Annotated in this window: 16 protein-coding genes and 1 pseudogene; 7 read left to right on the top strand and 10 right to left on the bottom strand. The window is 58.9% G+C overall.

Annotated elements, in window-relative coordinates:
• Positions 1 to 82: 82 nt before the first annotated feature.
• A pseudogene (locus AC1DJH_RS16380) lies at positions 83 to 955 on the top strand (reverse transcriptase family protein); the annotation flags it as partial.
• Positions 956 to 1,015: 60 nt separating this feature from the next.
• On the opposite strand, the gene AC1DJH_RS16385 reads toward AC1DJH_RS16380, so the two are convergent.
• Positions 1,016 to 1,321, bottom strand: coding sequence for a hypothetical protein (locus AC1DJH_RS16385; RefSeq protein ID WP_478186558.1), 306 nt, complete (start codon positions 1,319 to 1,321; stop codon positions 1,016 to 1,018).
• Between the two features lie 607 nt (positions 1,322 to 1,928).
• Here AC1DJH_RS16385 and AC1DJH_RS16390 point away from each other — a divergent pair.
• The 5 genes from AC1DJH_RS16390 to AC1DJH_RS16410 all read left to right on the top strand — a co-directional run bounded on the left by AC1DJH_RS16390 (position 1,929) and on the right by AC1DJH_RS16410 (position 9,447).
• Positions 1,929 to 4,907, top strand: coding sequence for a hypothetical protein (locus tag AC1DJH_RS16390; protein WP_478186373.1), 2,979 nt, complete (start codon positions 1,929 to 1,931; stop codon positions 4,905 to 4,907).
• Between the two features lie 302 nt (positions 4,908 to 5,209).
• The gene (locus AC1DJH_RS16395) at positions 5,210 to 6,268 is read left to right on the top strand and encodes an RNase LS family HEPN domain-containing protein (protein WP_478186374.1); all 1,059 of its coding nucleotides are present in this window, start codon (positions 5,210 to 5,212) and stop codon (positions 6,266 to 6,268) included.
• Complete coding sequence (locus AC1DJH_RS16400) at positions 6,265 to 6,624, top strand: type II toxin-antitoxin system RnlB family antitoxin (RefSeq protein WP_478186375.1); 360 nt, start codon at positions 6,265 to 6,267, stop codon at positions 6,622 to 6,624. The genes AC1DJH_RS16395 and AC1DJH_RS16400 overlap by 4 nt, the downstream gene beginning before the upstream one ends.
• 285 nt (positions 6,625 to 6,909) lie before the next feature.
• Positions 6,910 to 7,908, top strand: a complete 999-nt coding sequence (locus AC1DJH_RS16405) for a S1 family peptidase (protein ID WP_478186376.1) — start codon at positions 6,910 to 6,912, stop codon at positions 7,906 to 7,908.
• Between the two features lie 798 nt (positions 7,909 to 8,706).
• On the top strand, positions 8,707 to 9,447 hold the full coding sequence (locus AC1DJH_RS16410; RefSeq protein ID WP_478186377.1) for a hypothetical protein: 741 nt from the start codon (positions 8,707 to 8,709) through the stop codon (positions 9,445 to 9,447).
• Between the two features lie 86 nt (positions 9,448 to 9,533).
• Here AC1DJH_RS16410 and AC1DJH_RS16415 read toward each other — a convergent pair whose 3' ends face one another.
• The 6 genes from AC1DJH_RS16415 to AC1DJH_RS16440 all read right to left on the bottom strand — a co-directional run bounded on the left by AC1DJH_RS16415 (position 9,534) and on the right by AC1DJH_RS16440 (position 13,802).
• Entirely contained in the window at positions 9,534 to 10,289 is a 756-nt protein-coding gene (locus AC1DJH_RS16415; protein WP_478186378.1) for a hypothetical protein, read from the bottom strand.
• A gap of 129 nt (positions 10,290 to 10,418) precedes the next feature.
• Entirely contained in the window at positions 10,419 to 10,871 is a 453-nt protein-coding gene (locus tag AC1DJH_RS16420; RefSeq protein WP_478186379.1) for a hypothetical protein, read from the bottom strand.
• 240 nt (positions 10,872 to 11,111) lie between these two features.
• A complete protein-coding gene (locus AC1DJH_RS16425) occupies positions 11,112 to 12,392 on the bottom strand; it encodes a hypothetical protein (RefSeq protein WP_478186380.1) in 1,281 nt (426 codons plus the stop codon).
• An 11-nt stretch (positions 12,393 to 12,403) separates the two neighbouring features.
• Complete coding sequence (locus AC1DJH_RS16430) at positions 12,404 to 12,868, bottom strand: hypothetical protein (protein ID WP_478186381.1); 465 nt, start codon at positions 12,866 to 12,868, stop codon at positions 12,404 to 12,406.
• Entirely contained in the window at positions 12,855 to 13,310 is a 456-nt protein-coding gene (locus AC1DJH_RS16435; RefSeq protein ID WP_478186382.1) for a DUF7665 family protein, read from the bottom strand. Before AC1DJH_RS16435 ends, AC1DJH_RS16430 begins: the two co-directional genes overlap by 14 nt.
• 9 nt (positions 13,311 to 13,319) lie before the next feature.
• Positions 13,320 to 13,802: a hypothetical protein gene (locus AC1DJH_RS16440; RefSeq protein ID WP_478186383.1), complete on the bottom strand. Its 483-nt coding sequence runs from the start codon at positions 13,800 to 13,802 to the stop codon at positions 13,320 to 13,322.
• A gap of 304 nt (positions 13,803 to 14,106) precedes the next feature.
• Here AC1DJH_RS16440 and AC1DJH_RS16445 point away from each other — a divergent pair, with 304 nt between their 5' ends.
• Complete coding sequence (locus AC1DJH_RS16445; protein WP_478186384.1) at positions 14,107 to 14,955, top strand: hypothetical protein; 849 nt, start codon at positions 14,107 to 14,109, stop codon at positions 14,953 to 14,955.
• A 194-nt stretch (positions 14,956 to 15,149) separates the two neighbouring features.
• On the opposite strand, the gene AC1DJH_RS16450 is transcribed toward AC1DJH_RS16445, so the two are convergent.
• The 3 genes from AC1DJH_RS16450 to AC1DJH_RS16460 are packed head-to-tail and all read right to left on the bottom strand — an operon-like array spanning position 15,150 to position 19,817.
• Positions 15,150 to 18,491, bottom strand: coding sequence for a UvrD-helicase domain-containing protein (locus tag AC1DJH_RS16450; RefSeq protein ID WP_478186385.1), 3,342 nt, complete (start codon positions 18,489 to 18,491; stop codon positions 15,150 to 15,152).
• Position 18,492: 1 nt separating this feature from the next.
• Positions 18,493 to 19,110 (bottom strand): hypothetical protein, encoded by a 618-nt coding sequence (locus AC1DJH_RS16455; protein WP_478186386.1) that lies wholly within the window; start codon positions 19,108 to 19,110, stop codon positions 18,493 to 18,495.
• Positions 19,107 to 19,817: an RNA polymerase sigma factor gene (locus tag AC1DJH_RS16460; RefSeq protein ID WP_478186387.1), complete on the bottom strand. Its 711-nt coding sequence runs from the start codon at positions 19,815 to 19,817 to the stop codon at positions 19,107 to 19,109. The genes AC1DJH_RS16455 and AC1DJH_RS16460 overlap by 4 nt, the downstream gene beginning before the upstream one ends.
• Positions 19,818 to 20,337 lie beyond the last annotated feature (520 nt).

Genomic DNA, 20,337 nt, shown 5'->3' on the forward strand with positions numbered 1-20,337 from the left:
CGGTTAAGGGCTCCCACCACAGGCTGAGTGGCGAGGTCTTCGGCCTGCGGCGGGAGTCCTCACCCTCCGGGTGTCAAAGTAGATGACTGACTGGAAGCCTCAACACTATCGCCGCGCGGGGGAAGAACTTCATGTAGCAGTTGACGTGCTGGAGGCCGCAATTGCGACCAGCAAAGCAACTGTAGCCATTCATCATTCACTCCCTCCCATTCTGACGCTGCGTCATCTGGCGCACTTGACTGGAAGCTCTTACGTCAAGCTGCGGGAAATCGTTAGCAGAGCCGGGGCGGGTGAGAGCCCTTATCGGGTTTTTCGAATTCGCAAAAGACCGCTGCAGGGACTGACGAGGTTTCGGGTGATCTGTGTGCCGGAGTTTGAACTAGGTCTGACGCAGAGATGGATTGCCAAGAACGTCCTTGCTTTCGGACGGCCGCATTCTGCAAGCACAGCGTTCGCTCCGGAGTCCACTTTGTACAGTGCCGTTCAACCGCACTGTGGATGCCGTTGGCTGATCAAGGTCGACGTTAGTCGATTCTTTGAGTCGATTTCGGAGATCGCGGTGTTTAACGTCTTTCGTCGCCTAGGCTATCAACCATTGGTAGCGTTGGAGCTTGCTCGTGTCTGCACTCGGGTACCCGAACATAAAGTGGGAAAACGGTGGACACGCCGTGCCGCACTATCAGCGCACAAAATTGGTAGCTATGCAGTCTGGAAGCTGGGACATTTGCCGCAAGGCGCTCCTACAAGTCCAATGTTGGCGAATCTGGTAATGCGTGACCTAGACGAGAAACTTTCATGCGTGGCTGACACTGCTGGCATGACCTATACAAGATATGCAGATGACTTGACGTTTTCGACTAGATCATCAACATTCACGCGAGAAGTCGGTGCGCGGATTATCAGCGCGGTTTACAGAGCCTTAGGCCAGTTTGGTTTGCGACCCAATTTAGCGAAGACTCAGATCGTCCCTCCACGTGCGCGAAAGGTTGTCTTGGGCCTGCTTGTTGACCAGTGCTCACCCCGTCTCACCCGAGAGTTCAAAGAAAAAATGAGAATGCATCTCCACTTCTTGGAACGCGCGGATGTCGGGGCCCTCGCTCATGCAGAGCGACGAGGTTTTTCTGCGGTCGCAGGGCTTCGGAATCATCTTCTTGGACTCGCCGCGTACGCATGTCAAATTGAGCCGGACTATGGTCTTGAGATCAAGCGACGCCTGCTGCTGGTGGACTGGCCGCTTTTCTAGCGTAAGCAACGTCGCGTCGATAAATAGGAATCTGCCGAAGAGCTTCTGGCCATGCAGGGCTGAATCCTGATGCCTCATTTTGTAGCCCTCATTTGGCTGCACTCACCTGTCACTCGGTTCAACGGAATCGTGGATGACGACGTATCGCTCGCTTGAGTATCGAAGGAACCGCTTCGCAACAAGATGCGAGATGAAGCGGTCGACCTCGGAGAACAAGCCGACCATTGGTGTTCCCGGTACCACGCCAAAACGCACGTCTGTCCAAGCTCATCACGGCTGCGGCACGTTGCCCGGCGCGCATGCTCCCGGCCAATAACCAGTTGCCTCTGCCCACTGCAATCGCGAGGTCATTCTGCCCATGTCGGGCAGGAGGTCGAAGTCTTCCGCCGCTGGCACGCGCAGGCGCGACGGCAGTTTTCCAGGGGCCAACGCGCCCGTCATGGTTCGTCCGCCTCGGCTGAATTCTCAGTATCTTCACGAGCGACTTCGCTCAGGTAAGCCCACGGCCACGTCAGTCCGATACGGTCTGCATGGGCGCGGAAAGATGTCAGTTCGATGCCTGCGAGGACGTGCAGCAGCACCGAATCCTCAGGGCTCCGTGCCCACGGCGCGCTGAACGCGCCTGTTTGTCGCACATTCGATAGACTTGCCGGGGCCGCTTCACGGCCGTTTCTGCAACGAACCTGTGCCGATCCTGAATTCCTTTCCAATCCCCGACGAGCGTCTTCTCTCAATCGCTGCAACGCGTGGTGGCCGCGTGGCGCTTTCTGGCTTTGAGTATCAGCGTGCCTTTGCCGTGTGGCGGTTGGCAGCCTTGGTGCTTCGACTGCCGTTGGCCGGAGGCACGCAAATCCCGGTGCTCATGCGCTACGAATGGGCCGAGGACATCGACGAGTTGAGTGCTGACGGCACGGTTGTGCTGTGGCAATGCAAGCACGGCGACAGCTGGCACACTCCGGCGCCATTGGCCGATGTGCTCCTAGGCTTTGCTCCGAAGTGGTTGTGGACGCCTTCTGAGGACCGATCGCGTCTGCGCTTTAGGCTCGTGACCAGCGACCCATTCTTTGCTGCTTTTCATGATCAGCCGGGGCTGCTGCCGGAGCGTGACAAAGTTGAGAAGGCATTCGTTGACAAGCTTGCCGAGCCGCCTGGCGAGCGGAGCGACCGGGCGGTGTGGCAAAACGCAGCCGAGGAAGTGGGTCATCAGGCGCTCTTCGACGCGCTCTACGGCGCAGCATCCGTGTTGTACGTTCCCGGGGTGCAGGCACGCGACGCGCGGCACTGGACGGCGGAGCTGAGGGCAGTGGATGAACTCGCGCGTGGAAGCAAAGTGGCGGATGCAAGCCAGTCCAGCCAGATCATCGACGCGCTGCGCCCGCTGCTGGACATTCAGCCCAATACCGCCCTGGACGCGCAAGGCCAGATCGCACGCTCGAATCTGCCGCCACGGTGGTTCTACCCGCATGAGGTTCAGGGGCGACTTGTCCGGTTCTCTGTGAATCCGGTGCTGGCCGGGCTGCGCACCATGGATCGCGTGGAGTTGCAGCAAATATTAGCCCAACCACCTGGCCCTGCCTATGTCGCGCGCAAGCCCGAATGGCGTGATGTGGTACGTGGAGCCGACCCCGACGTGCTCTTTTTCGAGCGCAGCCGCACGACAGAGCTGGAAACTCAAGTCTCGCTGGCACTGAACGAATGCCGTCGCCGGGATGGTGGCCTGCGGATGCTGCCAGTGCTTGGTGCGCCTGGTGCAGGCAAGAGCACGCTGGCGCTACGCGTGGCCGCCATGCTGGTGATGGCAAAAAAATGCATCGCCGTGGATCTGCGCTATGACTTGGATGCAGGTGATGACACAGGGCCGCTGCTCGCGGCGCTTCAAGCGCTGGGCGATCACTCGTTGCCACTGCTTCTGCTCCTTGACGACCCGTTGCGTCCTGGAAGCGATTGGCCGCGCCTGCTCGACAGGCTGGGCCGCCTGCATCCCGCTGCCGTCGTACTGGCGGCCAGCCCAGATTTCCTGTGGAATCGGCATCACGGCGAGTTGAAGTCAACGATCCAGCGGCTGCCTGCACTGAAGCTCGAGCAAGCCGATGCTGCCGAGCGTCAAGCGTTGGCGAAACTCTATCCGAGCGCCAGTGCACTCGGATTGCTTCAATCACACGAAGAGCTGCTCGTCCTGGCGATGGAGGCCGCGGCCGGCACATCCTTCGACACTATCATCGACCGTCTCTGGGGCAACTTGGCCGGCAGGCAGGATCTTGCGTCAGCGCTGGGCCGTGAACTGCCTTGGCCGGTGGCGGCATTCGCATTGGTATGCTGGTTCAGCTTGGCCTACGTCTCATGTCCTGCGCCTCTCCTGCATGCTTTCCTGGCCGATCGGCATGACGTGGGCGAAGACGCGCAAGAGCGACTGCGCGCAATGGAGCAGGAGCAGGGTTGGAGCATCTTCCAGTTTCGCGAATTCGAAGGCCGTCATAACTTTTCCTACCTGGGCGGAAGCGTATTGGCGATGCATGCCAAGGTGGCACAGCGTGCTTGGCAGAGGAGGCCGGCCCAAGCTTGGGACGTGACGGCCGACATGGCCAGAGCTTCGGTCTCCGCGCCGAAATCTGTCCGCAATCTAGGCTTGGCGTTGGTTGGCGTGTTCCAACGCGATGCCGCTGAAGGGGAGCGAGTCGCCAAGCAGGTGTACGCAGCCTGGACCTCCGAAGAGGCGAAGGCAAAACTGCAGACGCGGCATCTGTGCGAACTCGCGGCGACGTTGATGGTGGGTGGCGTGCCACTTTCGATGGTGCTGCACGACGAACTTTTTCGGCGCGCGGCGTTGCAAGCTCCAGACAGCTGGCTTGCAGCGCAGCAGCTTTATTTTCTCTTGGGCAAGAGCGAGGACAAGTCGTGCTTCCCATCGGGATTGGCGATGGGACGGATTGTCGACGCTGCAGATTTTTCTCTTGCGCCCAAGCGTGCGCACAAGTTTCGTGATGCATTGGCCTATGACGCCGTACTCTTTGCACGCTTCACCCGGCAGCTGTGGAACGCTTTCGACGGGCTTTTGTCATGGCAGCTGGATACTTCCTTGCTGACCTGGCTGATAGGCCAACGCGACCCCGCTGAAATCATCCCGCGGCGCGACGGAATTCGCATGTGGCTCAAAGACAATCCGACCGATGTCTCGGTTCGAGCCGTCTTCTTGAACCTCCAGATGCATCGCGCCGGCCTGCTGCAACCAGTTGATGTCAACGAAGGCCTCGTCTGGATCGGCAAGCACCGCGACGACACAGACGTCCGCGCATCCTTGATAGCGGTGCTGGTGGAGTGCGAGGACGCGCGGCTGTCTTCAGTTCTTACACGTACTTTGGAACACGTTCGACCGGGCACCAGATTCTTCTTGCTCGGCGCAGCTGCCGTTCGAGCAGCCGCGGCGCTGCCTCGGGGAGACGACGAATTGACCCGGCGTTGGCTTGATTGGTCTTCAGACACGCTCCTCGCGTACATGGGAAATCACTCCGCACAGGCCATCGAGCAATCCGCTCGGCGGGCGAGTGACAGGATCGCGACGCGATTGGCGGGTGAGGCTGTGAAAGATGACGTTGCACACGCGCTCGAAGCCAGCTTGAAGCGGCTGGAGAAATCTCTGAAGGATTGGAGCGCGTCGCTACCGTAATTGACACGCACAGTCGACCGGTATCCCAGAATGCTCCAAGCCGCTGTCACAGTCCTGGATAAAGTGACCCGGAACTTCACTCGCTGGAACACGGCTGCTGCGAAGGTTGCTGGCTACCACGAGCAGGCGGCGAAGCATCCTTGCTTGAAGCACCGCTTTGCCTAGCCGAGCGCTGATGCAGCGCACATAGCGTAAATGCGCTGATGAAGGGACAGTGCTGCAGCGCAGGCGGCAATAGTTTTAACCTGTTTCGCGTCCTACGATGACTGTTACAGTCCAAGGTTTATCTAAGAAGAGCTGAAATGGCTGACTTCAAACAAGTTCCTATCGACCCGAAGAAGGTAGAGGACGCACTTGTCGCATACGGTGTTACTACGCTTGTCGTTCGCGAGGCCACCGCGAAAGAGAAACACTTCTCCGGAAGCCATGACGGCAAGGCACTTCGGATGAAGCTGTTCGTCAACAAAGATGGTAGTTGCAGCCTCGGCCGCTTTACCGGAGATGCGGAGGAGCCGTTCGAAGCACTTGCTGAACATGTCTGTAAAACTTGTAGCTGGGGCGAGAAGCCGCGCCTGGAGTATTCCCTGCAGAAACAATCTCACGCCGTATTGGCGGGACTGGTTTCGGCGTTGGAGGCAAAAGGAGCGAACGTTAGTGAACGAAAACTTGAGAAGTATGCCGAGACCGTGAAAGTCCGAGGTCCGTCGGGCGATCAACTCACAGTCAAACTTCACGGGAACGGGACGCTGCAACTGCAAGGCACGCATGCACAGCTCGGTGCTTGGGCTGTCGATCAGCTCCAGGGGGCCATGGGGCTCAACGAAATGCTTGCTGAGCAACGAAAGGTCTACGAACTCCCGCTCACCGTACAACAGGTGCGCGACGAGTTGGTCGCGCGAATCCCCCATGTCCACGACAAGCTCGTCGACGAAGTGCGAAAGCAATTTTCCTCTGCACACGCGATGACGAAAGTTTTCATACCGCTCGAGGACTACGCCGGAGTGGCGTTTCCAGCCCTTCGGGGTCTCGAGGGCTTCTGCATGCAGTTACTCACGGACGATTGTCACCTCAACCCCCCTCAGATTGCCAAGCTGAGCCAGTACTTCGAACCCGTGGTCGGAGCGCCTGGACAGTTCAAAATGAAGTCGCCAGCGTCAGACGGTGTTGCAAATATCCTACAAAAACTGCTCTCGGATTGCTATACAACGTGGGATAAGCAACGGCATCGCTTGTTCCATATGGATGGTTCGGTTGAGACTAGTCGGATAATTGAAGACCGTGAGGACGCAGTTTCTTTGGTTGAAGAGGTCTTTCACTTGATAGACACTGGTTATGCCGACCTTTTGAAGAACTCCCCTTGAAGTCCTATCTGGTATTCAAACCTCGCTCCGAACTTGTTTCGGCAGTCGTAGTCGCGGCCGGGGCGGTGGGACCTCAAGAGCAGCTTGAGCTTGTCGCCGTGGATCTCGAGCTTCTTGGGGTATGCGGGACTGTTGTGTTTGACCTGCTAGCGGCGAACGGAACGAGAAGTCGTCGATTTTTTGCCGTGGCATTTGATGGACACAAATTTGCCCGCTCAAAGTTCAAGTGCGTCGATCCCGAACCTGGTATTCGAGCCGCTTCGAATCGTTTCGTGTCGGAACATGCACACGAAATTGACCTGTCGCTTGTTCCATCCGCCTTCCGTAGAGAAGTTTTGGCGACACCTCACCATTGAGGCGTTGGGCAGTACGCTGAGCCGATCGATCATCACGATAGTGAGGCACGGCCAAATCGTTTCATGGTCCGAAGATGAGGTGGACGGTGTCGCCCAGGCTTTAGTTGATACCGGTCTTTTTAAGTCGAGCCTAGTTGAGCATATGACCTGCGCTATTTGAGAAAAACGAGGCGAGCTCATTGTCGGCACCGGAGCTCCTGGTCGCGGGTTAGTCCCCCTGAGAACCTTAACTGCCACTTTCGATTGACCTGTCCGGTCAAGCGGAGATGTCCGTCAGAATGAACGATGCTCTTCAAGCCATATCCCGGCACCCGCAAGGAATTGGACCTCCTCACAGGCATCGCCCCAATTTTCCGAATCGACCTAGAGAGTGGCAAGGCAAGCCTCATTGGGACAGGCTTCTGGGTGACCGATACCGGGCATTTGGTGACGGCACGGCATGTCGTGGAAGAGAACATCGGTCACGACGGGGTGGATCGCGGCCCCATCTTCGCCGTTCAGACTTTCCCAGATCGAAGCATTGCAATCCGCAACTTCAGCAAGTCGGACAAGCATCCGAAATTTGACTTGGCCCTGAGTGAAACGGTAGCAGCTCCCCCAGCGGCAGAGCGGCCAACTTTGCCCATAGCCATGTCACTGGATGAATTGAGTATTGGCGAACCAGTATTCAGTTTTGCTGTGCTTGCGGACGATCAAGCCTTTGAGAACGAGAGATTGCCAGGATGGACCACCGCCCGGTTCACTGGAGAGCTATTCACCGACGGATTGACTGTGGCCGCATCAGTGAAGTTCGCGGTTCGACTGAGCTTCGGGCACGTGTCTGAGATCTTCGAAGTCATGAGAGATCGAGTCATGCTGCCGTTCCCATGCGTTCAGACGAATGTTCCAATCTATGGCGGCAATAGCGGAGGTCCGTTGTTCGACATACGCGGCCGAATCTGCGCAGTTCACTGCACGAGCTTTGGAGGCAACGATATTGCGTTCCATGTGCCCATACAGGGCGTGCTCCATTTGGAGGTGCGCGCTGCGTCCGTCGGCTTAGAGGACTCAGCGAGAAAGCGTCGCTCTGTTGTCGAGTTGGCCATAGGACAGCAAGTCTTGTTCGACCCGCCGATGCTCGATGCAGACAGGATAGGCCGCTCTATCTTGCGCTGGCTCTGCTATGCCGGGAAGTGCCTTGTCAGAAGAGAGCTCCCCTCCCGGAATCTTCATTTTGCGACTGCCAAGGAAAAGATGGCACACAAAGAACAGGCGGATCGCTCAAACCCCAGCGGCAGGTTATAGCTAGCGAGGCCGGTCAGTCGCTTGGCTGAGCTGTCGAATCTGGACCGAAGACCTGCCAGATATAGGGCGGTCTCTTTCGCGATATCGGAGATACGTGAACTGAGTTCCAGAGTGGTGGTCGACTCTTTCCTTGATTCGTCGATTGAATCAGGCGCAAAGACATTCATATCAATTTCGGCGTATCTAAAGAATTCCAGTAGCTTGTCTGCGCGAAACGCCTCCGCAATCGGCTTTCAGCCATGAAATGGCCAAACGTTCGACATCGGTGTTCTCGCTGGCCAGCTCCTTGTTGACCCTGACGATTGCGTGAAAAGCCAGCTTGCCATGGTCCGTATGCAGCTCATTGCGCACGCAGACTTTCGTTATCTTCGCCTTCTCGTACGGCACCAACCGGCCTTGCTATTCGGTGTCGAAAAAATCTGAGAAATACCACTGTTGATAGTCAAGGTCGTCATGAATCTTCTGGCTCAGGTCGGTTGAGTAAGCAGCATGTAAAACGAGGAGCGTTCTGCGCCACCCGTGGAGACACGCAAACCGGAAGCTGCAGTGCCGTGCGTGCAAGAGCGGACAGGCCAGTGCAGCGTTCGACCCACAGCATCCGCATGCTCATCGTGCACTACTTGACGATGCAGCTGTAGCGCGGATAAAGTTTGTGCAGGCGCATGTCTGACGCCTGCTGCTCGCCTTTGGCAAACCCAGTTGGGACAGACGTTCTCCCGTAGAACACCCATCCTGATTCCCTGTACGCGGATCGGGGCAGTGAGCACCTTCGATTCGCATACAGATAAGGAATCTGAGATGCGATTCATTCCCACATTCGACACACGCGTTGAACAGCTCAAGCTTGAGGCCAAGAAGATCCAGCGCAAGCGAGGTGGTAAGCACACCGATTTGCTGAATCGGGTCGCGCGCGGCGCCGGTTACGAGCACTGGCACCACGTGATCCTCTGCAATCGACAGACGGCGTCCGCGCAAGGAGCCTCGGCGCTGCTTGCCGAATGCGGCAACATAGTCCGTGCCGAACAGGCCGGCGAGATCAAAGTTGTGATGTCAGGGCCGGAGATTCAGGTTGGCCCCTTTGTGCTGTTTTCCACCGGGATCGGTGATGCCTGGCTACTTAGCCCAGAAGAAGACATTGGCCTGTGCTTGATGTGGCATGGACAGGTGAATGAGCCGAGCATCAAAGAGACGACTCGGGAACTTCACATCGGCTGGGATGCTGCCTATGAGCTCGCCGGTCAGTTCATGCGGCTGGAGCCCTTCGATGACCGGATACCCGCCCAGGCCGTCGGTGGATATCCGCTCGAAGCGGTGCGCTCGCTCATCGATAAGGCGCTTACTTTTGAGCGCAAATTCCCAGCCGTCATCGCCCAGGGCGACGCGATTGAGCTGACCGATCCAGTCATTGCGGATCTCGTTCGGCAAGGGTGGGCAGAAGACGAGCTGCGAACACATGCCGCCGATGGATTTCGATACTCCCCCTCCCGCAATAGCTTGCTTGGTCCAATCTTCGGGAGCGAGAGCTTCGAAGAGAACTAGTTCACTGCCGACGAATGCGTGGTAGCGCATTGGTCCTTTCAACCGCTTGCGCACTTCACGCCATACGTTGATGACAACAGCTCTAGCTATGTCCCTAGACGTCTGGCGAATGTTTGAAGCATGGCTTTGACGGGATGCTGCAGGGAGTAGAGCCAATCGGTGGAGATCTCGTCATGGACCTTGCTCAGATTCCGATGCTCGGCTTCGACCCACTCCTTTTGCGCCAGCAAAGTGCCGGCAAACACCAAGGTCGGGACCTCGGCAATGTTCACGCCCCAAGTTGATTTGGGATCAACCTCTCTGAGCTCCGCGGCCAGCATAGGGCGTGACCTACCTCCACGCTGTTCGACATCCTCGTATTCGAATGCAATGCCAAACTGTTCGTAGAACCGATTCCTGCGCAGTCTGTTCGGACCTCGGCCGTCCGACGCCAACAGCGTGATTGGGTTCAGCGCTGCGCCTGGCCATTGCTTTGCCCATCGCACCATCCGGTTCATCAAGTAGGTGCCGATGTGCTGGCCCTTGAGGTCAGTGCCGAGATCTGCAATCGTGATCGCTCCGGGCACGGCGCCGGCTCCAGTCAGAGATATGCGGCACAGCAGCGGCACGTAGCTGGCGGTGAACTCGAATTGCCCCGCCTCCCGATCCGTACAACCCGGTTGGATGCGTCGAAAGTGCAACCGAAGCATCGCCTCCTCCAACTTGTCCGGCTCGCCCTTGTGGTGTTTGTAGATCGGCTCCTCTTCTACTAGGAGCCAAGCGATTGGCTGTCGGTCAAGATGATTGACATCCCGGACTTCAAGGACAACAGAAGGGGTGGTTCGTCTGTCTAAAGCTTGCATGTGAGTGTGCATAGGAGCAGCGTCACGCGGTGAGGGCGTTCGGCGCTCACCTTGATGGGTGGAAAGCGCCACCTCTCGCTTCACCGGGACGAGGCCCTCGAACGGGAGCCATGACGTGGAGATGGCACATCACTTGATCTCGGTCGATTCTGCCCACAGCGTTTTGAACAATGACTCGAAGGTCCTGTTGAAAGCGACGGTTGAATGCAGACCAACTGCGGACTCGACCTTGGTTGTCTTGCCAAAATCGGAACTTGAAACCCAAACCGTCTCGGGTGCGATCAATACCGCCTTGGCATTGCAGTTGGGATGAAGCGCTATACAAATGGCAGGAAAGATGGTCTTGAGCGCACGCGCCTCATCGTGGGCACTGGCGTCCGCCACGATGAAAATGTTATGCGGGCGTTTGCCCAGCATCCGGGAGATGTACTGCGGGTCTGGAAGTCGCCCCGTCATGATGTAGATAGGGCCGGTGACGCGTGCAATCTGGGAGAGGCGCGTATTCCATGTACTTGCGCATATGGACATCTTCGCGTCGTCGCAAGAGAAAGCAAACCCACCGGCGTCGTCGCTGAATGCCATGTCGAATTTCCGAAGCTTGAAAAGCGCCTTGCGAGAAACTGCTGAATCTCGGCGGCAACGAAGTCTATACGCGACACCTCCTACGCCGTTAGGTAAAGCGATGGCAGGACTCGCCGCTCGCCGCTCGCGGCAACCGGGAGGCCGGCGACTGCAATGGCATCATTGATGGCGCCGGCGGTTCTCGACGCGATGGTCTTGCAATCAATCCGAGGGGCAATTGAGCGACAGTATCCGACCGGACTACTGGGTGACTATGTCGGCGTGTTGCGGGTCGCGGAGATTGAGATCGATGGCCGGATACGGACTCTCACCCAGTGTGTTGCGCACCAGCGCAGAGATGGCGTGGCCTGCGGCGACGCAACCAACGAACGGCGCCCCGACGCTTCGCGTAGCGAGCGTCGTGACGCCGCAAGGGTCCGCCCCCGACGCCAGTAGATGTCTGTATGCCGCGGCGTGTTCCGCGCCGTTCACTGCCGGCTGCGAAGCCCACAGGAGCGCTGCACTCGATGGGCCCGGAAATGTTCGGATGCGCATGGCACGAAAGTCTTTGAACCCGGAGCCCAGCCCGGCGTCCACGACATGAGCAAACCCCGCGTTCTCGAGCACTCGGCGCGCCGCGGCATTGTCCACTCCGAACAGCGCGCGCTGAGGTTCAGACGGCGCCACTCGTTGGCTGCCGTCGAATCGCCGTTCGACCAGGTGAGTTTGGAAGCCACGGGCTTCGAGCCAAGCGGCCGCTACCCGAGTTTTGTGCTGGCTGATGTCACAGACGTTCGAGAGTACCGAGGTCGACAGCGTTGAGCGAGTGACCACGTCGATATCCTGCAGGAACACCTTGGCGCCGGCGGCTGCCTTCATGAAACCCATCGTCCAGGCATAGGCCTGCCCGAGGTGGCCGAGTCCAACGAGCCAGACGGAGGGCAACATCACGTCGACAGGCCCCTGCGCGCCAGGCTGGCCGCCGACCAGCTCGGGGGTCCACAGCGAGAGGTGCAACGCTCGCCGCCCGGCGTACGCATTGTCGCCGCGAAGGACAGAGAAGGCCTCCGAGATCGCAAGTCCGGCAGCTGCGACACAGGCGGGCGCGAAGAAGGGCGCCCGGCCGCCATCGTGGGTACCGATGCCGTAGCTCCAGCCGTCGGCCCAGGCGCGAATTCCGCGGGCTCCGGTCGGCGTGGATTCGCCCACCTCGATGATCGGCCAACGGGATGGCGCGATGGACAGCTCCGTCTTGACGCCAGCCCAGTTCAGAAATTCAATCAGCGGCTGGCCCTCAAAGCCGGGTGCGATAAGTCGCAGGTCGTCTGGCGCCTCGACGACTACGTTTCCGAGGAAGCTGCGCGCGGCCGTGTTGATGGCCGTCAGCGCGATAACTTGGTCGATGATGTTGTGCGCGACGCGGGATCCGAGCACGATGCGGACGCCGTACGACGCGAAGGTGCTCGCCGCGGCTTCGAGCGTGGGGGACTCGCCGCTGTCGGCGAGCACCTTTGTCAAGCGATGAAAGTTGTCCGCTTCCATGTCGAACTCTCCTAGTTATTGATGAGCGATGCCGAGTTGGCACCGTAGTAACTGTTCCATCGGCCGCCACCCGCGTAGACGTTGAAGCTGACGTCTGATGGCTTGACCGTGCCGCGAGCGAATCGGGGGACGATGAGCGCGATGTGGCCCGTTAGGGCAAGCATCGGATAGGCGCGGTCCGACCGGCTCTGATTCGGCCTGCCGGGGTGCGTGTGGATGTCCGCAAGAACCTGAACTTCGCGGTCCGCGCAGACCTGCCACAGCCGAGGGAACGCGCTGGTGTCAAGGCGGATGATGGCGTGTTTGCGGGATGCAGGGTCGAGGTCCTCGTAGGAAACCCACTCCGAAACAATCTTCGCGTCCTGCGTCACTTGTCCCAGCAGGAAGGCGCCTGACTCTCGTCGGTCACCACCCCTGCGGTGCAGGTCGGCCATTAGTCCCTTCCAGACCTCGGGAAGAAATTCAAGCCGCTTCATCGATGAGCTCGCTGCTTTGCAGAATCTCGCTGATCGCTTCGACGTACTGAAGCAGACCTCGCGCCGGGCACCAGATGAGCCAGGGATGCTCTCCAGCCCATTGCGTGTGACCAGGGATGCTCTCCCGGTCGCAAGGAATGTAGAGCGCTGTCCCGCCTTTCCATCCAGGGTTGAACACTTGGCCGACCCGGCCTCCGCGCGGCCAGTTCGCCGCGGCGAGCTGGCACCGCGCGGCCCGGTCCCACACGGTCGCCGTCGGCGCGGTTTCCGGGTAGCCTGTGCAATCGAAGCGCAGCACGACCCGACGGCCGTCGCGCGCCAGGACATCGATGAAGGCGTACGGCCACTGTACCTCCAGCAGCTTCCACCTCCCCTTGGCGGCGCCGGCGCGGAAGCGGCCGCATCTCAGATGTTCCTCAAGGGCAGCATTTCCGGTCAACATGGCTGCTTCTTAGCCGTTGACACGGGGCGACGGCACCAGGTCGAACGTGATGCGGTGTTGCGGTGCGCTGACGAGCGTGCCGACGTGCACGTCCGCATCCGGACGGTTGTCCGTGCCGCTGACCTGCAGCATCAGCTCCGACGCGTCCGACGGCGTGATGCCCAGCTCGCGCGTCGACCAGTGCTTGATACGACCCACGGTCGCACTCGGGCGAAAAGCGCGGCGGACATCGCGACCGGCGTAGCGCACGACGACATCGATGACCTTCAGACGGTGCAGGTGCACACGAATGCCTTCCGGGATGCACTCGTGCTTGCCAAAGGGAAGCTCGTCATCGTCGTCTTCGATGAACAGGAAAAGCTCTTCGGCTGGCACCGCCCCGAGCTTGCCGATGCAGGTGCGGAGAAGCACCTCATGACCCGCCTGGGCGTCGATTTCCACGACCTCGACTTCGTTGAGCAGCTCGGACTGGAGAAAAACTTGAACTTGCATGGTCAGCTCGATTTCGGTGACCGTGGAATCACGGCCTTCTACTTTCTAAACCGAGATGAGAAGCTCAAAAGGAAAGTCCAGGCCTCGTGACAGCGCGTTCGCGGTAAGCGTCCGGTGATCCCGTCTTGACGGGGACGGCGATGAGGTGTTCGCTGCGGCGATCGCCTAGCGGTGCGGCAGGAGTTCTTCGATCAAACTGGTCGGCTGCGTCGGGTGCGTTCGAGCAGGTCGCGCAAAATAGGCGTGCGGCTCCGCGCGCTTGAAATGGCGAGCCACAGCCGTCCGACCCTTACCAAACGTGCCCATGGATCTTCAGCCCTACAAAACCCGCCTTGAAGAATTTTTCGACGAAGTCGCCGTCATCCAGCACTACCAACGACTCTCCGCGAACGTCGCCAAGCAGACCATTGCGGACCTGCAGGCGCGAGACAAAGATTTGGCTGGACTAGACGCCGAGGACCGAGAGCTCCTCGGGAGCAGCGCGCACCTGTTCTCTTTTTACAGCCCATATACGGGAGCTATCCATCCTTATTCCCACAAAAGGCTGAACCTCAAAGAGACGGCAAGGCTCGTTCACCTTCATAAAAACAAGCAATATCAATGGCTGCTGGTCGAGGCCTACGAGCTGTTTGAGGACTTCGTGGTCTCGCTGTATGAACTCGTCCGAGGCGAGTCCGCCCACTTCCGGCTGAGCAAGGATGGGGGCGCGACTATGCCCTCGGCCGAGCTTAAGAAGAAAGTGCCTCAGATCATCGACATGTTCCGGAAAAAACTTCCAGAACTCGCCAAGATCGAAATCGAAAACCAGAGTGACACCAACCTTCGACTGCACACCTGCATGTCTGAGAAATTCCGGCATGTCATCGTCCATAAGAACGGTAGGGCTGGTGATGCTGAAGCAATGGCCGATAACATTCTTAAGCGAGCTAATTTGGCGGGCGACAAGGCGCGAGAGCCTGCGGCCAGGGTCTGGATCGCCAACTACGTCGGCATCGACGACGTGGCGGGCGTGATCGTTTTAGTCGAGCAATCAGTCTTCAGAGCAGGCGGGTTAGCCATGGATATCAACAGACACGAGAACCTAGTGAATTCTTTGATGGCGCATGCCCTAGTCATGTCGCAATGCCTGGTCGACCACATCGGGAAGGCATAGTTCCGTATGCGTCTATCGGCAAGTTGGGCCCATCCGCCTATGCGCTTCGCTTTGACGCAGGCACTCAACTTGACAAAAGCCTGCCATCAAGCGGCTGGGCGCACCGCAGCAGCCTAGCGAGCTGACGCTCACGGCTGCTGCCTTCAAGCGAAAATGGCCTCATCGATGAACGACGAGGCCACGCCGGAGGGGGCTTACCACCAAGCTGACGGCTTGGTCGGACAGAGCGTCGTGTAAGGACACCACGAGCAGTGCCGCTTCACAACGGCAGCCCTATCACCGGTCTTGAGCTTCTGAACTGCCTTATAGGCGGCGGTTTTCTCAATCCATCCGCTGGGGCCATCCCCGATCTCTGTCTTCTCGAGTAATCCGTGGACTTCCACGCGTTTGCCTTGCCTGGGCTGCAGGCCGTTCAGCATCGGACGCAGCATCTTGACAGTGGAGCTCAAGCTTCCGTCTGCGACCTTGATGATGTGCACGGTCTGGGCGCCTGGCTTCCCCTCGACCAGCACAGAGGAGAGCTCGATGCTCAAGCCATCGAGTGTGGCCAACGGGCTGGCGAAGCCACCTGACATCTCTTCGACAAGACTTACACCCTCGAGTAGAACCGCAAGGGCATGTTCGTGAAGTTGAGCGTCGTCCTTGCTGTCGGGCAGCTTCTTTTGTCTCCACGCGTTGTCGAAATGCACCTCGATGCCGATAGCTCGATTCGCCGACCACGCGCGCAGCGCGTCATTTACTGCCCCTTGTGAGCGAATAGCGATGTCTGTGGAACTCTCTTGAGGCAACTGCAGTTCAAACTGATACCAGTGCTGCAGGGGGCATCTCGCGTACGACTCAAACTCCTTGAGTGGCATGGGCTTTATCGGCAGAGCGACGCCTGGTTTTGAGTATGGGGATTTCTCGACAGTAAACACCAAGCCGAAATTTCGGCGGTTGACATTCGCTCCCGCGCTTGACATCTGGGGTGCCAAGTTATTGCGGTTGTCCTTCTCTCCATCCTCGTAGACAAACAATCGCTGGCGTGCGCGAGAGACGGCCACATAGAGCAGATTGTTCATCTCAATCGCTGCCTCTTCTAGGTATCGAGGCATCGTGCTGTTCAAGACCTCGGGCGGTACGATGGTCAGGAGCGTCGGCATTCGCCAAGCGGGAAGTTTGGGGCCGTAGTCGTTCGTGTTGACGTCGGTGACATGCACGGCGTCGAACTCCAGGCCCTTGCTGCCGTGTACCGTCATCATGTGGACGGCGTCCAGAGCTGCGGCTTCTGCTGGGAGCGCACGGTCATGGTAAGTCTCCCCGATGCGCTGTCTCAGTCTCTGGCGCAGAAGGAACCGCGGCAGCGTAGGAATCTTGCGTTCGGCGTCGCCTGCCCGCGTTGCATAAGCGAACTGCCAAAGTGCGATGCGAGTGGCGTGTGCATCGATGGAGGTGTCTGACACCAGGGGAAAGCCCCATCGCCGTTCAAGGAGAAGATCGCAGACGAAGCCCCACGGGTTGGAGCTGCGGCGTTGCCCGCGCAACAGCTCTCGCACGTTTGTCAGTGCGGCCGCGGCGGTAGAGGATATGCCGTCTGGATGTTCGTAGAGCCAGCCTCCGCGCTGCAGATGAGGATGGGCTGCGCAGGCGTCAATCAGAATGCGAAGGCTCTTAAGATCAACGGAGAGCCCCGGAGTGCCCATCAGTCCAACCAGTGCGCGTGGACTGCGCTCGACCAGCAACTGCATGAGACAGAGTAGCTTCTTGACCTCGAGTCGACGAGCGAGCTCGCCGATGTAGAGGACTGGAATTCCCGCTTTCCGAAGGCGCGCGGCGTACTTCTCATTGTCCAAGTTGTCCCGGCTCAAGACTGCTTGCTGACCAAAGCGAAGACCCTCGTTGTGTGCCCTGGCTACTGCATCAACGACAGCGTCTTGCATCGAGCTACCGGGGTCACAAGAGATGAGTTCTGGTATCGGGCCTGCCGGTTCGGTTGATTTGGTATCTGGGAGACTGAGCGTCTTCTCAAGGACGTGCCGCCGTCCCACGTGCTTGACTAGGTCCAGGATCTGAGGACTGCTGCGCCGGTTCAACGCCAGCGGGTACTCGCGGATGCGGGCGGTGCCCGCCTGCTCCTTGAAGACCAGGGCGAATCTTCTCAAGCTTTCCACGGAAGCGCCTCGCCAGTGATGGATGGCCTGGCGCACGTCGCCCACGACCCAGAGCGATTTGGCGTTCTGCGCCAGTTGCTTGATGAGCTGCACCATGGCGAAGGTCACGTCTTGGTACTCATCCACCAAGACGTGTTGGAACTTGTCCGCTAGATCGCCGTAGTGGGGACGATCTACGGCGAGCGCCTGCGCTGGTTTTGCAACCAAGTCGACGAAGTCAACGAACTTCCGCTGCTGCATCAGAACTTCGTGCCGCTCATAAAGCATGGCCACGTCCTCGCGCATTAACTGCTCGTCTGCAGTGGTATCGAGCGTCTTGACGGCGGCGAGGTATTGATCAGGAGTAACCATCTCCTCCTTCAGGCGCTTGATTGCAGAGGCGACGCCGGGTAGCCATGTGTAAGGATCCTGGATGCGTTTGAAGTGCTTCAGCTCGACGTTTGGTAGGTCCGCATTCAGGAGGGTGATGGCGTTGAGGCGGTCTGCGACAACAAGGTCAGCATCCAGTCCGAATCGGTGGTGGTACTTCCTGAGGAACTCGAGGCCGAACGCGTGGAAGGTGCCTGCCCAGACGTCAGAGGCTCTGGCGATTCCACCCACACGAAGTCGCTCCACGAGCTCAAGGGCAGCTTTGTTCGTGAAGGTGAGAACCAGGATTTGGGACGGAGGAACTTTCTTCTTTTCGATGAGATACCGCACCCGTTCGACGAGTGTCAACGTCTTGCCAGAGCCCGGGCCTGCGACGACGTTCGCGAACCTTTCGGTGGCCTCTGCAGCCTCTTTTTGATCTGGCGTGGGCTCGTGCCGCTTGAGCTTGGTCGCGGGCGGCGTCAGGGCAGGCAGGAGAATTGCATCCAGCATCTGTTGGCGAGCCACCTCCAAGTCGACTCCGTAGTCGAGCGAGACGCGAGCCGGCCCTAGACCTTCGGCGAACAGTTTGCGCGCTACCGCACGCGGCAATAGCAGCTCACGAGCGAACACGTTCGCGCGAAGCTCCTGACGCTCACGCAGTCCGTAGGACTCAATCTTGATCAGCGCAGGTGTGCCCTCGGCCCCCGTCAGCGCTTTCAGCGACGCAATGGTGACGTCCTCGTGCTCTTCATCCAAGACGAAGTGGCCCAGCTCGTGGGCCACCAGGTACGCGCGTTGCGATTCGCTGAAGGTCTTGCGCACGTAGATGGCGTCCTCACTGCGACGGAGGATGGCTTCTGCGTCTCCCAACTCGGTCGAGCCTTGAGCGGCGTAGAACAGTCCCAGCTCCAAACACGCCTCAATCGGCGCCGGCGTTAAGAACTCTTTGACGTGGATTGCCTTATCGGCGTGCGACCCCAGCAACCTTTGTCGAAGTGCAACTGCCTCCTCCCGCGCACGCTGAAATGGGTTCACGTTAGGCCTCGTCGGAGAAACTGAGCAGTCTGGCAGTTTCCTTCGTGTCGAGGCTGAGCCCGCGGACGGCCTCGTCCCAGGTCGCAGGTACGGCAGCGACCACCGGCTTGTCCTCGCCGCCTTTGTGAGCGGGTATCGGAGTGGAATCGAAGAACCGGGCAAACGCTTCACGCAGTGCAATTCCGGGCACGTCGAGGGCGTCAGAAATGGCCTTCAGAAGTTTTTGCGGAGCAAGCGTTCGGCCAACAAGGACACCGGCCAAGAGGGAAACGTGCTCACCGATACCCACTTTCGTAGAGAGGTCCCGTCGTTGCGCGGGAGTCTTCACCGCCTTGACCCGCTGCTGCGCGAGCTCGAGCTGGGCGCTGCTGGTCTGGTGCAGCTTGCTCAGGCCCTTGCTAACCATGCGAGTGGCCAGTTCGCCGTCGAGCTGGTACGGCTCGGTGGAGGCATCAGCGGCGTCACCGATGGCGCGAACCAGCGCGGCATCGACGAATGCCGAGGCGTGCTCAGGATGTTTGTCAGCCAGCGCCCTCCAGTCGGCCGGCGTCGGACTGTCCGTGGCATCCAGAAATTCGACGATGAGCCGCTCAGCGTCGGGTCGATTTGTTGCAGTCATTCCATTGCTCCTTTGAGCTTTTCCATTGCTTGGTCGTGGTGCTTCCGAGCCGTCGGTACAGAACAGCCCAGCAGCTCGGCGACCTTCGCCCATTCGTATTTGAACTCTTCGCGGAAATAAAAGGCGTTGCGCTCGAGCTTCGGCAGGTCCAGCAGAACCTTGTGCACCTTGGCACTCTGCTGCTTGCGCATCAGCGATTCTTCCGGGCTTTCCGTGTTGTCGTCTTCAACGTCGTCGATCGTCAGGATCGGGCCGTCGTCCTCGTTCCGCATGCTGTCGACTGAGTCCATGCTGTTCTTTTCGGCACGAAGGTGGCGCAAGAAGTCATCAACACGGTTACCGACGTAGAGTCCGAACCGGTACTCTGCATTCGAGAATGGCCCCTTTTCCTCAAGGAGCTTGTCCCAAACGTAGTCGAGAACGTCTTCGAAGGCTTGGTTACCTCGCCGAAGCACCTCCGGGCGGCTCTTCATGCCCTGCCAGCGCTTGCCGACGAGCGCCTGAATGCGCTTGATGAGAGCCTCGGCCGCAGCGTCCGTGATGCCGCGGGCTTGGCCGATACGGTTCAGGACGAGAGTTGCCAGCACCTCAGATGCGATGTGGCCCGGGTCGTGATGGTCAAGTCCGAAACGGCGTGGCAGTTCGGAAGGGGTCAGCAGCGGGACGCTGTCAAGCTGGACCTGATGGTGTGTCTCGCGTTTGCGCATGCGGTGCTTTCTTGAAGGTTCTATCGCAAGTCATGGTTCTTCCCCCGTTTGACTTCTAAACCGAGGTGACCGCTTCAAAAGCAAACAAGTCCCTTCCCATTGTGAGGGATTGAGTGTGGCTTTTCCGAAGGCTGCGAGCATCGCAGCGCGAACGGCGAGATCTAGATGACTACCACCCACATTCGGGGGATGGGCCATGTGCGCGCACCCGAGCACCCGAGTACCCGAGCACGATGGTGCACGCGGAGGCCGGTAAGGGAAATACCTTGTTTTGGGGGTAATACGACTGCTCTTGTGAATAGGCTTGCTTGTCGTCAGCTATCTTCAGGCTAGTCGTTTTTCTTGTCATTTTCCTGCTCGCGATGAGATCTGGTTTGACTGGATGCAAAACGATTGATCCGTTGCAGCCCAAGGCAAACCTATCGAAGCCTGAACCTCAGATACATGAAGGCTAGTGCCAACAACGAAAGCGCCGTCAACGTGCAGAATACGCCCGGGCGCGGCTAGACGCCTTGTCCGC

Source organism: Variovorax sp. 10N412 (assembly GCF_056394985.1).